This is a genomic window from Reyranella sp., from assembly GCF_004297265.1.
GTDB lineage: Bacteria > Pseudomonadota > Alphaproteobacteria > Reyranellales > Reyranellaceae > Reyranella.
Genome location: NZ_SCUT01000023.1, coordinates 16,278 through 29,399 on the forward strand (window position 1 = coordinate 16,278; position 13,122 = coordinate 29,399).

Annotated in this window: 12 protein-coding genes; 4 read left to right on the top strand and 8 right to left on the bottom strand. The window is 67.3% G+C overall.

Annotated features, from left to right (window positions below; translation table 11 throughout):
- Nucleotides 1-84: 84 nt before the first annotated feature.
- Together EPO41_RS08685 and EPO41_RS08690 are read right to left on the bottom strand one after the other, a co-directional pair.
- Nucleotides 85-870 carry a dienelactone hydrolase family protein gene (locus EPO41_RS08685; RefSeq protein WP_296323331.1) on the bottom strand — a complete coding sequence of 262 codons (786 nt, stop codon included), beginning with the start codon at nucleotides 868-870 and terminating at the stop codon, nucleotides 85-87.
- A 15-nt stretch (nucleotides 871-885) separates the two neighbouring features.
- Nucleotides 886-1,866 carry a tripartite tricarboxylate transporter substrate-binding protein gene (locus EPO41_RS08690; RefSeq protein WP_296323334.1) on the bottom strand — a complete coding sequence of 327 codons (981 nt, stop codon included), beginning with the start codon at nucleotides 1,864-1,866 and terminating at the stop codon, nucleotides 886-888.
- A 60-nt stretch (nucleotides 1,867-1,926) separates the two neighbouring features.
- Here EPO41_RS08690 and EPO41_RS08695 point away from each other — a divergent pair, with 60 nt between their 5' ends.
- On the top strand, nucleotides 1,927-3,612 hold the full coding sequence (locus EPO41_RS08695; protein WP_296323337.1) for an amidohydrolase family protein: 1,686 nt from the start codon (nucleotides 1,927-1,929) through the stop codon (nucleotides 3,610-3,612).
- A gap of 9 nt (nucleotides 3,613-3,621) precedes the next feature.
- Here EPO41_RS08695 and EPO41_RS08700 read toward each other — a convergent pair whose 3' ends face one another.
- Nucleotides 3,622-4,056, bottom strand: a complete 435-nt coding sequence (locus EPO41_RS08700; RefSeq protein WP_296323340.1) for a hypothetical protein — start codon at nucleotides 4,054-4,056, stop codon at nucleotides 3,622-3,624.
- A gap of 369 nt (nucleotides 4,057-4,425) precedes the next feature.
- Between EPO41_RS08700 and EPO41_RS08705 the strand changes: the two genes are divergently transcribed.
- Together EPO41_RS08705 and EPO41_RS08710 are read left to right on the top strand one after the other, a co-directional pair.
- Nucleotides 4,426-7,614 carry an efflux RND transporter permease subunit gene (locus EPO41_RS08705; RefSeq protein WP_296323343.1) on the top strand — a complete coding sequence of 1,063 codons (3,189 nt, stop codon included), beginning with the start codon at nucleotides 4,426-4,428 and terminating at the stop codon, nucleotides 7,612-7,614.
- Nucleotides 7,611-8,795 (top strand): efflux RND transporter periplasmic adaptor subunit, encoded by a 1,185-nt coding sequence (locus tag EPO41_RS08710; RefSeq protein WP_296323348.1) that lies wholly within the window; start codon nucleotides 7,611-7,613, stop codon nucleotides 8,793-8,795. The genes EPO41_RS08705 and EPO41_RS08710 overlap by 4 nt, the downstream gene beginning before the upstream one ends.
- Nucleotides 8,796-8,817: 22 nt before the next feature.
- Here EPO41_RS08710 and EPO41_RS08715 read toward each other — a convergent pair whose 3' ends face one another.
- The 5 genes from EPO41_RS08715 to EPO41_RS08735 all read right to left on the bottom strand — a co-directional run bounded on the left by EPO41_RS08715 (nucleotide 8,818) and on the right by EPO41_RS08735 (nucleotide 12,157).
- Nucleotides 8,818-9,879: a serine hydrolase domain-containing protein gene (locus EPO41_RS08715; RefSeq protein ID WP_296323351.1), complete on the bottom strand. Its 1,062-nt coding sequence runs from the start codon at nucleotides 9,877-9,879 to the stop codon at nucleotides 8,818-8,820.
- Complete coding sequence (locus EPO41_RS08720; protein WP_296323355.1) at nucleotides 9,876-10,184, bottom strand: RNHCP domain-containing protein; 309 nt, start codon at nucleotides 10,182-10,184, stop codon at nucleotides 9,876-9,878. Before EPO41_RS08720 ends, EPO41_RS08715 begins: the two co-directional genes overlap by 4 nt.
- 91 nt (nucleotides 10,185-10,275) lie before the next feature.
- Entirely contained in the window at nucleotides 10,276-10,509 is a 234-nt protein-coding gene (locus EPO41_RS08725; protein WP_296323358.1) for a bacteriocin, read from the bottom strand.
- 319 nt (nucleotides 10,510-10,828) lie between these two features.
- On the bottom strand, nucleotides 10,829-11,776 hold the full coding sequence (locus EPO41_RS08730) for an OmpA family protein (protein WP_296323360.1): 948 nt from the start codon (nucleotides 11,774-11,776) through the stop codon (nucleotides 10,829-10,831).
- A 144-nt stretch (nucleotides 11,777-11,920) separates the two neighbouring features.
- Nucleotides 11,921-12,157, bottom strand: coding sequence for a hypothetical protein (locus EPO41_RS08735; protein ID WP_296323363.1), 237 nt, complete (start codon nucleotides 12,155-12,157; stop codon nucleotides 11,921-11,923).
- Nucleotides 12,158-12,227: 70 nt separating this feature from the next.
- Between EPO41_RS08735 and EPO41_RS08740 the strand changes: the two genes are divergently transcribed.
- Nucleotides 12,228-13,112 (top strand): TauD/TfdA family dioxygenase, encoded by an 885-nt coding sequence (locus tag EPO41_RS08740; protein WP_296323365.1) that lies wholly within the window; start codon nucleotides 12,228-12,230, stop codon nucleotides 13,110-13,112.
- The last annotated feature ends 10 nt before the right edge of the window (nucleotides 13,113-13,122 follow it).

Genomic DNA, 13,122 nt, shown 5'->3' on the forward strand with positions numbered 1-13,122 from the left:
CGCAACGGAGCGCGCCACTCCAGTGGCGCTCATATGCGCTCTCGGCAAGGCATGAGCGCCACTGGAGTGGCGCGCTCCAATGAATCAGCGCAGATATTTCGCGAAGAAGGCCTTCGTCCGCGCCTCGGCATCCGGCGCCGCAACCGTGTCATAGGCGAGATGGTGCTGCTTGCCCGCTGCGCCGGGCACGGTGCGGTCGGCGGCTCTCGAATCGAAGCTGTGATAGGCATTGGGATAGTAAACCGCGTCGACGAGGCTGCCGCGCGACAGGCCGGAAACCAGCGTCCGGCAGCGGTCCGACGGCGTCCAGTCATCCTTGTCGCCGGCCAGCAGCAGGACCGGAATATCGATGCCGCCGTCGAACTTCGGATTGCAGCCGGGATAATAGGCGACGCCCGCGGCCAGGCCGCGCTGCGCGAGACCAAAGCTCTTCTGCGCCGAGCGGATCACCGTCGAGCCGCCATGGCTGTGGCCGATGATGCCGACCTTGCCCTTCAACACATCGGGCCGCGTCGCGAGATAGTCGAGCGCGCCCGCGATGTCGGCCACACGCATGTTGGGCGTCACCGCGCCGGGTGTCGTGCACACCGCCTTTGTGCCACGCGGACCGAACGAATCCGGCGCCAGCACGAGATAGCCCCAGCTCACCAGCAGCTTGCCCCAGACGTCCGTGTGCGGGTTCGTGCCGGCACAGCTATGAGCCAGGATGATCGCCGGGAACGGCCCGTTCCCTGCCGGTTTGTAGACCCGGCCCTTCACTTCCGGTCCCGCCTGACTGCTGCCGACGGTGACGCTGGGAAAGCTGACGGACTGGGCCCAGGCGGGTATGCCCAGCAGCACGAGAAGGACGATCACCAGGGCTCGGATCATGTCGCGCCCCCAGCCTCACTCCGGCTGGATGCCGGCCAGTTTGGCGATTTCGCCCCAGCTCACCAGTTCTTTCGTGATGCGCTGGGCGAAGGCGTCCGGCGCCTCGCCGCCGGGCAGGCTCGAGAGGTCACGGATCTTGGCCTGCATCTCGGGCTCGGCCAGGACGGCCACGACATCGTCGCGCATCCGGTTGGCGAGCGCCGGGGACATCTTGCCCGGCCCGAACATCGCGAACCAGGCGGTCGTGTCGACGCCCGGGACGCCGGCCTCGGCGATGGTCGGGATATCCTCGAGACCCGGCAGCCGCTTGGTGCCGCTCACCGCCAGCATGCGCAGGGTGCCCGCCCGGTGGTGCGACATCACCGTGAGCGGGCTGGTGAAGCCCACCGGGATATGGCCGCCGGCCAGCTCCTGCATCATGGGGGCGGCGCCCTTGTAGGCCACGTTCTCGATCTTGAGGCCGCTCTTCACCCGGAACAGCTCGCCCACCATGCGGGTCGTGTTCTCGGTGCTGCCGAACTGGTACTTGCCCGGATTGGCGCGCGCCGCCGTCATGAACTTTTCCATCGAGTCCATGCCCGCCTTGGGCGAGCCGACCAGCGCAAGCGCGCCCTCGATCAACGGCGTGACCGGCGTGAAGTCGCGTTCGGTGTCGTAGGGCAGGACCTTGGTGGTGTAGGGATTGATCGTGTGGGCGCTGGTCGTGATCAGCAGCGTGTAGCCATCGGGGGCCGCCTTGGCGACGATCTCGCTGCCCAGGATGCCGCTCGCGCCGCCCTTGTTGTCGATGATGACGGTCTGTTTCCACTTGTCCGCAAGCCGCGGAACGATCAGGCGCGCTACCAGGTCGGTGCCGCCGCCCGCCGGATAAGGGACCACCACGCGAACCTGCCTGGTGGGAAATTCCTGTGCGCGAACGATGGCTGGCGCCATTCCAAACGCGGCGCCCGCTGCCGTTCCTGCCGCCACGAATCCGCGGCGCGTCATGCCAGTCATGCAATCCTCCCGTTCCATTTCCTTGCCGACAGACTAGGGTTCTTTCGGGAGGAAAAAAACATGTTCGATCTGGTCATCAAGGACGCAGAAATCCACGACGGTTCGGGCGCCCCGCCGGTCCACGGCGACCTCGGCGTGAAGGACGGCAGGATTGCCGCCATCGGCCCGAATCTCGGCGCCGCCCGCGAGACCGTGAAGGCCGACGGGCTGGCGCTGGCGCCCGGCATCATCGACGGCCACACCCATTACGACGCGCAGATCACCTGGGATCCCTTCGTCGATCCCTCGCCGGCGCTGGGCGTCACGACCGCGATCCTGGGCAATTGCGGCTTCACCATCGCACCGTGCAAGCCGGCCGACCGCGACCTCACCATGCGCCACCTGACCCACGTCGAGGGGATGTCGCTCGACGCGCTGCGGGCCGGCATCAACTGGGGTTTCGAGAGCTTCCCGCAGTATCTGGACATGCTGGAGAAGAACGGCGTCGGCCCCAACGTCGCCTGCTTCGCCGGCCACTCCGCCATCCGCACCTTCGTGATGGGCGCCGACGCCACCGAACGCGCGGCCACGGCCAACGAAGTCGCGCGAATGGCCGACCTCGTGCGCGAGGCGATGGCGGCGGGCGCCATCGGGTTCGCATCCTCGACGTCGGAAGCGCACAATGGCGAGGGCGGCACGCCGATGCCGTCGCGCCTGGCCGACGACCGCGAGCTACGCACCTTGGTGAAGGCGATGGGCGAGCGCGGCACCGGCGTCTACATGCTGACCAAGGGCCGCACGACCACCATTCCCTACCTCGAGGAGATCGCCGCGGAAGCGAACCGCCCGGTCGTGATCGCCGCTCTGTTCCACTCCAATACCAACCCCGAAGCCGCCTTCACCACGCTCGACCAGGTGAACGAGGCACGCGCCCGCGGCCGCACCTTGGTGGCCCAGACCTCGTGCTGCCCGCTCAGCATGGATTTCACCTTTCACAGCCCGTACCTGTTCGAGAGCATGCAGGCGTGGAAGCCCGCCATGGCGGCGCACGGTCCGGCCGAGCTTGCGAAGATCTATCGCGACCCGGCCTGGCGCGCCTCGGTGCGCGAGGAACTGCAGGCCAAGCGTGGCCGCCTGCTGTTCAATGGCGAATGGGACAAACTGTTCGTCGTCGAAACCGCGAGGGACGAGAACCGCGCGATGGAAGGCGCGACCCTGGCCGAACTCGCCAGGCGGGCGGGCAAGGACCCACTCGACTTCATCCTCGACTTCGCCCTGTCGGAGAACCTGGACACGATGTTCGTGGCGCAGCTCCTGCACAACGACGACACGCAGGTCGGCCGCATCCTGGCCGATCCCAACACCCACATCTCGCTGAGCGACGCCGGCGCCCATCTCACCTTCTTCTGCGATGCGGGCTTCGGGCTGCACCTGATGGGTCACTGGAGCCGCGATCTCGGCGTGCTCGACCTGCCGCAGGCGGTACATCGCCTGACGGGTCAGCCCGCGAAGCTGTTCGGCATCCAGGATCGCGGCCTGCTGCGCGAGGGCCTGGCCGCCGACCTCATGCTGTTCGATCCGGCGACCGTCGCGCGCGGACCGAAGCGGCGCGCCCACGACCTGCCGGCCGGCGCGGCGCGCCTCACCGCCGGAGCGGTCGGGCTGCACGGCGTCTGGATCAACGGCGCCAAGGCTGCCGACGAAAAGGGATTCTGCGCCGATCCGGCCTCGAGGCCCGGCAAGGTCCTGCGCTCGTTTGCCGCCTGAGGGCGCCGCCTAGGAGCGCGTGCGCAGATAGACCGCGACGGCGCGACCCGACAGGTAGGTCGCGCCAAGACCGGCAAGGCTGGTCGCATGGGGAACCCACGCGACCACCTGCCCGGAGACGAGCGGCGCCAGGGTGGCGGCGACCACCGCCGCCGCGATCGCCAGGGTGACGAGCAGCCCGTCACGTGCGCCGGGCAGGCGCACCAGGCCGAACTCGTCGATGTCGGACTTGATGAACAGGCCGCGGATCACGCCCAGCGCCAGCCCCAGCCCGAGCGCGGCGCGCAACAGCCACGGCTGGCGACTCTCCGGCGCGACGAACCCCATCATGATGTAGACGCAGATCAAGGCCAGCGCCGCCGGCACCACCAGGAAGCTGCGCGAACGGGAACGGCCCTGCCATTCCGGCAGCGACACGTAGAAGCAGGCCGCAATGGCAGTCACGGCCAGAAAATGCAGGAGATTCAGAGCCCACCCCCGAGACGTCCGAGGCTTCCCCAAGCCCACGGCCCTACGTAGCTCAGCTCGCGGAACGTGTCACCGCCACCGCTTCCACACCGTAGGCCGCGGACACGTTGCAGGGGGTCACGGCTGAACTACGTCGCACCACGCGGGCGACTTCCATACGTTCGTATAGGGTGGCCATCTGCTCGTATGAATAGAAAGGCCGGTGCCGGCGGCGTCTATTGGCAGCGATCTCCCGTTGCCGGAAGGACCGCGCCGATGCCCACCGTCCCGTCGCACGCCCCGTACCTGTCGCTGCCCGTCCGGCAGCGCCCGTCGCAGCCTCTCTGATCGCCGCGGCGAACGACCATGGGTATCGTCCGGTTCGCGCTGCGCTTCCCGTACACATACTATGTCGTGGCGGCGCTGATCGTCTTCCTGGGCGGCATCGCAGCCCATTCGATGCGGACCGACATTTTTCCGGAGATCCGCATTCCGGTGGTCACGGTGATCTGGAGCTACTCCGGTCTCAGCACGCCGGAGATGGAGCAGCGGGTCACGACCTACAGCCAGTACGCCATCAGCGGCAACGTGAACGGCATCCGCAACATCGAGGCACAGACCCTGGCGGGCCTGTCGGTGCAGAAGGTGTACTTCCAGCCGGACGTGAACCTCGATCTCGCCATCTCGCAGATCGTGGCGGCGACCAACACGATCCGCGCGCTGATGCCGGCCGGCATCCAGCCGCCCGTCGTCGTGCAGTTCAACGCCTCGAGCGTCCCGGTTCTCCAGATCGCCCTGAGTTCGGACACGCTGAACGAGCAGCAGCTCTACGATTACGGCATCTACCGCGTGCGCCAGCAGCTTGCGCCGATTCCGGGCCTCACCCTGCCGACACCCGCCGGCGGCAAGTACCGCCAGATCATGGTCGACATCGATCCCGCGAAGCTCGTGGCGCGGGGGCTGACGCCGCTCGACGTCGTCGCCGCGGTCAACGCCCAGAACCTCACCCTGCCATCCGGCACCGCGAAGATCGGCGACACCCAGTACCTCGTGCGCACGAACGGAATGCCGTCGACGATCGACGAGCTGAACGACATCCCGGTCAAGGTCGTGAACGGCGCGACCGTGTTCGTGAAGGACGTGGGCCAGGTCCACGACGGCTGGCTGGTGCAACAGAACATGGTGCGTCAGGACGGCAAGCATTCCGTGCTGCTGAGCATCATCAAGAACGGCAACGCATCGACCCTGGAGGTCGTGAACCGGGTCAAGGAGGCGCTCGAGACGATCCGCAAGTCCGCGCCGCCCGGCATGGAGATCCACGAACTGTTCGACCAGTCGGTGTTCGTGCGCGATGCGCTTTACGGCGTGCTCCGGGAAGGCGCCATCGCCGCCGCGCTGACCGCCGCCATGATCCTGCTCTTCCTCGGCTCCTGGCGATCGACGCTGGTCGTGATGATCTCGATCCCGCTGTCGATCCTGGCGTCGCTCGTGGCGCTGTACTTCCTCGGTGAGACGATCAACACGCTGACCCTGGGCGGGCTGGCGCTGGCGATCGGCATCCTGGTCGACGATTCCACGGTCACCATCGAGAACACCCATCGCCTGCTGACCGAAGAGAAGATGGGGCTGCCGCTGGCGACCCTGCACGGGGCGGCCGGCATCGCCATTCCCACGCTCGTCTCGACGCTTGCGATCAGCTGCGTGTTCACCTCCGTCGTATTCCTCGACGGCCCCGCCAAGTTCCTGTTCACGCCACTCGGCCTCGCCGTGGTGTTCGCCATGCTGGCCTCCTACGGCCTGTCGCGTACCCTGACGCCGATCACCATCGGCCTGCTGCTCAAGGGCGAGCGCCATGCCGCGCCCGGCGAGACACCCGGCGTCCTTGCCCGGATCCACCGCACCTTCGACGCCGGCTTCGAGCGGCTGCGTCATCGCTACGCCCTCCTGCTCGAAGAGCTGATCGGCCGCCCGGTCGCGGTCGTCCTGGTCGCTGTCCTGGTGCTCGGCTCCGGCGCCGGCGTCTTCACCGTGGTCGGCCGCGACTTCTTCCCGGTGATCGACGCCGGCCGCCTGCAGCTCCATGTCCGCGGCCCCGCCGGCATGCGCATCGAAGCGACCGAAGGGCTCTTCCAGGCCGTCGAGAACAAGATCCGCGAGATCATTCCCGCCCATGACCTCGAGCTGATCGTCGACAATATCGGCCTCCCGGCGCGCCCCTACAATCTGGCCTTCAGCGACGGCTCGACCATCGGCGTGAACGACGGCACCGTGCAGGTCGCCCTGAAGGAAGGTCATGCGCCGACCGAGGACTATGTGAGCCGGTTGCGGCGGGAACTGCCCGCCGCGTTCCCCGAGGCGGTCTTCTATTTCCAGCCGGCCGACATGGTCACGCAGATCCTGAACTTCGGCCTGCCCGCGCAGATCAACGTTCGCACGGTCGGCTACGACCGCGCCAACAACCTGCGTGTCGCCCGCGAGATCCAGAAGCGACTTGCGGCGATCCACGGCGTCGTCGACGTGCATCTCCAGCAGGAGACCGACGCGCCGTCCTTCCTCGCCCGGATCGACCGCACGCGTGCCGCGGAACTCGGGCTGAACACCAGCACGATCGGGAGCAACATAAACATCAGCCTGAGCTCGTCGGAGCAGGTGACGCCGAACTTCTGGACCGACCCCCAATCCGGCATCCCCTACTACATCGCGGTGCAGACGCCGGAGGCACAGGTCGCCTCCCTCAACGATCTCGGCAACACGCCCGTGTCGACGGCGCTCGCCAACGGTACCGCGGTCGATGGCGGCCCGGTGCCCGGTCTCCTCAGCAACGTGGCGACGTTCACGCGCCAGAGCGTTCCGACCAACGCCAACCAGGCGAACATCCAGCCGGTCTACGAGGTCTATGCCGGCGTCCAGGGCCGCGACCTCGGGCGGGTCGCCGACGACATCCGCGCCGCCGTCCCCGATCTGCAGAAGCAGATGGCGCCGGGCAACAGGATCGAGATCGTCGGCCAGATCCAGAGCATGGACCTCGCCTTCCGCAATCTCGGCATCGGCCTGCTGTTCGCGGCGGTGCTCGTCTACCTTCTGATGGTGGTGAACTACCAGAACTTCGGCGATCCCTTCGTGGTACTGCTCGCCCTGCCCGCGACGCTGTGCGGTATCGTCGTCATGCTCTTCGCCACCGGCACGACGCTGAGCGTTCCCTCGCTGATGGGGGCCATCATGGCGGTCGGCGTCGCGTCGGCGAACTCGATCCTGCTCGTCACCTTCGCCCGCGAGCAGCGGGACGCCGGCCTCGACGCACGCGCCGCCGCCATCGCCGCCGGGCACACGCGCATCCGGCCGGTCCTGATGACCGCCGCCGCCATGATCGTCGGCATGATCCCGATGGCGATCGGCGGCGCCGGCGAGGAGCAGAACGCGGCGCTGGCCCGTGCCGTGATCGGCGGGCTGCTGTTCGCCACCCCGACCACGCTGCTGGTCGTGCCCTGCCTGTTCGCCTGGCTGCGCGCCGGGGCCAATGCCGGCGGCGGCGTCTTCAAGGAGCAGTTGCCATGACCACCACTCCCGCGCTTCTCGCCGTGACCCTCTTCTCGCTGCTGACGTCAGCCATCGGGGTCGGCGCCTGGCAACTTCATGAGCGCGACACCGGGGCCAAGGCCGCCACCGAACTCCGGCTCGCGGCCGTCTCCACCGTCCGGGTGGCCGACGTGCGCGCCGCCAGCGACGAACGGTCGGTGCGACTTCCCGCCACCACCACAGCCTTCGCCGCGGCGAACATTTTCGCGCGCGCCAGCGGATATATCGACCGTCGCAACGTCGACATCGGCGACCGCGTGAAGGCCGGCGACCTCCTCGCAACGATTGTCGCGCCGGAACTCGACCACCAGATCGCCCAGGCCGAGGCGACGCTCGTTCAACTGCAGGCGGCCCAGCATCAGGCCGAAGCCAATCAGGAACTGGCGCGCGTCACCTGGGACCGCGACCATCCGCTGGTGAAGGACGGCTGGCTGCCACAGCAGAGAGGGACGATCGACGTGCAGACGCTGAGGGCGACCGAGGCCGCGGTCGACGTCGCCCAGGCGAACGTCGCCGCGCAGGAGGCTCAACTCAAGGTGCTGCGTCAGGAGAAGGCCTATCAGCGGGTCGTCGCACCCTTTGACGGCATCGTGACCCAGCGCAACATCGACATCGGCAGCCTGGTCCAGGCCGATGCCGTGAACGCCACCTTCATGTTCGTCCTCCAGCAGAGCAGCGTGATCCGCACCCAGGTGTTCGTGCCGCAGGACGCAGCCGTCGGCGTCCGGCCAGGCATCAAGGCCGTCATCACCGTGCCCGAGTTGCCGGGACGCCGCTTCACCGGGACGGTCACGCGGATCGCCGACGCCCTGCAGCCGGGGACCCGGACGTTGCTGGCCGAGGTCGACATCGCCAACCCCGATGGCACGCTGCAGCCTGGGACCTACGCCATGGCCGAGATCCTGGTGCCACGCGCGGTTCCGGCGCTGCTGATCCCGGCCGGCGCCCTCATCTTCAATCAGGATGGCCAACAGGTCGCGGTCGTCGAGAACGGTGTCGCGCACCTGCGACGGATCACGGTATTCCGTGACCTCGGGATCGAGATCGAAGTGCGGGAGGGCGTCAAGCCGGGCGACCGGGTGATCCTGAACCCCGCCGTGGATCTCCGGGAGGGCGATCGTGTGAACGTGGCGCCCCGCACGACTCCGCCGCAGCCCTAGGCCATGCAGCTTGCCGGACGTGTCACGGCCAGCGCTTCACACCGCGGGCGGCGTTGCCCAGCGCCCCATCGAGCCCACCGTCGCCCTGCTCGCGCCCTGGCTCGGCATAGCTCACAATGTTGACGTCGAGCGCCCCCAGCCGCACCGCAAAGGTCGAATAGGAGACGTTCAGCGGTCCGTCATGGGCATTGCGCAGGTCGTAGACCCAACGGCCGGCATGCCAGAAATTGCCGCCGCCGCGTGGCGTCGGCCGCACGAAGGTGCCGAGCCCGTAATGGGTGCCACCGCCCACTTGCTTGCCGTCCGGCGACATCATCCATTGCCGCGCCCGCGGGCCGATCGCGGGATTGTCCGGCGCAAAGGCCTGGTAGAAGCGCCCGTATTCGGCCAGGGGCATGCGCCAGCCGCCGTAGCTCGACAGGATGCGCCAGGCCGGGTCCAGCACGGCGTCGCGCGCGCCGAGCGGCGTCAGGACGGCGTCCCTGCAATAGCGTTCATAAGGCTGGCCGGCCGCCTCCTCGATGATGGCGCCCAGCACCAGGTAGTTCGCATTCGAATATTCGAAGCGCTCGCCCGGCGCGTATTGCAGCCTGCGGGCGAACAGCCAGCGAAGCTGCTCGTCGAAGGCCGTGCGGCCTCCGGAGTTGCGCCGAAGCCAGTTGGCCATGTCACCGTCGCGGCCGATCGACGGACCGAAGCCGCCACGATGGACCAGGAGTTCGGAAACGGTCACCGGCAGGAGGCGCGGATCGGCCGGCCGGCCGGTCCTAGTCATCGTGCGCGCCAATGCCTGCGAAACGGGAGTGTCGAAGGAAAGCGTCCCACGCTCGATCAGGGTAGCGATGCAGACGCCGGTCACCGCCTTCGACAAGCTGGCATACGGTACCGGAGCGCCCGGCGCGAGACGGCCCATCGTGGCCTCGTGCACCGGCTGCCCGACGCGCATCACCACCAGCCCGCCGCGCGTGCGCTGGGTCTTTGACATCCAGCCGCGCCACGCCTGTTCGATATCCTCGACGCCCTGGGCAGAGGCTGGTCCGGTGGCGGCGACGACGAGCAGAACGAAAAGAAGGAGAAGCCTCAAGACATCGCCCGCCGGCGGGCGACCTCGACCAGGGCGCGCGAACTGTCCTCCGGCGAGGATTTGTTGCGCTTCACCTCGCCGCACTTCAGGCATTTGTGAACGATGACGTAGCGTCCCCGTGCCTGCTCCACCGCGATCGGCTCCATCAGCCCACCACACCCGGCGGCGCGATCGCCGGGATTCTCGTCGACATGCTTGCTGCACAGGCAGGCCGGGCAATGGTTGGTGAAGCCATTGCCTTCGACCTCGGTGCCGCAGCGTTCGCAGGTGAAGTTCTCGATGTGGCGGGTGAAGAGACGGGCCATCTCCTCAGTTTCGCATTGCCCTTGTAAGGGCGCACACGAAAAAGGGGTGGGCGCCCGCTGGCACCCACCCCGTCGGTCCGACTGTCGGTCTTTAGCGGTAGTAGCCGTAGTCGTTGCGCGGCGTCGTCGCTGCGCCGATCGCGGCGCCACCCAGGCCACCCACGACCGCGCCGGCCACCGGAGCACCCATCGTCGAGCCGACCACGGCGCCGGTGCCGGCACCGATCGCGCCGCCGGTGAGGGCGCGGTCGGTCGGATTGTTGCCGCAGGCAGCGACACCCAGGCCGAGCGCCGCGACGATCGCGATGTTGGTGAACTTCAGCATGAGAGTCTCCTGCGCGTGAATTGTTGGTAATACAACGATGGGAGAGGTTGACGGTTGCGTTACGCATTTGCGCGCCACGCGCGATCACAGGGTGGACACGACCGCTCGAGCCGCGCGAACGGAAAAAGCCGGCAATCGCGGGGATGGCCGGCTTGGATCACGAAGATGGAGACAGAGGGTCTCCGGTCGCAGCCGACGCCACTCGGGGAGAGGGTTGGAAGGCCGCAACCGGAGTGCCGGACCGTGAGGTCCGGCTTTCCTCTAACGCGTGCCACACCGGCTCGTTGCCGGTGCGGCCGACTTGAGTGAACGCTTCGTCTTACTGGATGACGATTTCGACGCGGCGGTTCTGCGGCTCGCGGACGTTCGGGCCGGTCTGCACCAGCAGACCCTGCTCGCCACGGCCGATGACGCTGATATTCGTCGCCGGCACACCCTCGCGGACCAGCGCGTCCTTGACGGCGTTGGCGCGACGCAGCGACAGCGCCATGTTGTAGCTCTCCGAGCCCGACGTGTCGGTATGGCCGGTCGCGGTGATGCGGGCGTTGCCCTTCTGCTTGTAGGCGTTGGCGGCCTGGCGGATCGTGGTCAGCGCCTGGGCCGACAGGTTCGCGCGATCCCAGTCGAAGAACACCATGAACGACGGCGGAGCGACCGTCGGCGGCGGCGGCGGCGGGGCGGCCGGCGGCGATACGAACTTGAACTGCACACCCGCCAACGCGAGGATATTGTTGTTCTGGAAGCTGACGTTCCCGAACGGCGTGTTGACGCTGGGGTTGGTCGTCCCGACGTAGCGGCCCTCGATCATGAACCGGAGCTGCTCGTCCACATTGTAGGCGACGCCGATAATGCCTTGATAGGCGAACTGCGTGCTGCCCAGCGAGCTGTTGCTGTCGACGAAGGCGACACCCGCGCCGGCGCCGATGTACGGCGTGATGACCGAGGTAGGCATGAAGTCGTACAGCAGGTTCGCCATCACGTTGAGCTGGCCGACCTTGCCGTTGATCGCCGTGCCCGGGATGTTGGCCGAGGTCGGGATCTGGCCGTAGCCGACCTCGAGTTCGAGGCGCGGCCCCACGAAGTCGTAACCGGCCTTGCCGCCGACCGACCAGCCGGTCCACGTATTGGCATTGGAATTCGAGCCGATGAACCACGCCGCCCCGCCGCCGGCGCCGATATAGAAGCCCTCCTGCGCATTGATCGTCTGCGCCTGGGCCGCAAGCGGTGCCAAAGCCACGAATGCCGCTGCTGCAAAGTACTTTTTCATTCAAGCTTCCCCGCTCGTTGAGTGACCACGAACGGTTAACTCCCCTGCCCCGATTTGGTTGCAATGCCGCCCCAGTCGCCGCATCGATTCCATATCGTGGTGCAAGGCCGCCACATTTTGCGTGCGTTGCCGAACCGTAAATATCTACAGCGTGAGCGCGAGTTGTTCGAGGCGCGTAAGCGCGTCGTCCATCGCATCTTCGTTGCCTGAAGCGATGGCCACGAAAGCCGCTTCCACGGCCTGGCGCCAGGTCGGATCCCAGGTCGGGTGATTCTCCGAGCGCATGGGCACCATGGTCAGTTGATGGATGCGCCGGGCCAGGAGCTCGGCCTTCGCCCATGCGCCCTGCTGGGCAATCACCATGCTCTCCTGCGCCGCCACGTCCGCCTCCGGCAAAAAGGGTTGCGCCGCCTAAACGTCCCGCCGCGCGAAAAGTTCAGTCCGCGCCGCCTTGCCCGCCCGTTCCGCCACCCGCATCATCGCCTGCATGGTGGACTACCGACGCATCACCGTTTCTCCCATCGCTGGCGCCCTGGGCGCGGAAATCGGCGGCGTCGACATCGGCGCCGGCCCCGACGACGCGACGATCGCGGAAATCCGTCGCGCGCTGCTCGAGCATCTGGTGATCTTCTTCCGCGACCAGAAGCTCGACGATGCGAGCCACAAGGCTTTCACCCGCCGCTTCGGCAAGATCTTCATCCATCCCAACTTCAACACTGGCGCCGGCGATCCCGAGATCGTGCGCGTCGTGCGCGCGCCCGGCGACCAGCGCATCGTCGGAGAGGAATGGCATTCCGACACCACGATGATGCCCGAGCCGCCGATGGGCGCCATCCTCTATGCGCTCGAAGTGCCGCCCTATGGCGGCGACACGCTGTTCGCCAATCAGTACCTCGCCTACGAGAGCCTCTCCGACGGCATGAAATCGATGCTGGCGGGCCTCCGCGCCGTGCACAGCGATATCCGGGTTGCCGGCCCGCAAGCCGGATTGAACGCCCGCCGCTCGATCAAGGTGCGCGAGGATTCGAATTGGCGGCCGACCGAAAGCCTGCATCCGGTCGTGCGCACGCACCCCGAGACCGGCCGCAAATGCCTGTTCGTGAACCACTCCTATTCATGCCGGTTCGAGAACATGACCGACCGCGAGAGCAAGCCGCTGCTCGACTTCCTCATGGATCACGGTCACCGGCCGGAATTCACCTGTCGCTTCCGCTGGGAAGCCGGCTCGATCGCCTTCTGGGACAATCGCTGCACCAAGCACCTGGCGATCCACGATGCCGGCGCGTTCCATCGCCGCATGCAGCGGACGCAGATCGCGGGCGACGCCGTCGTCTGATCGACGACGG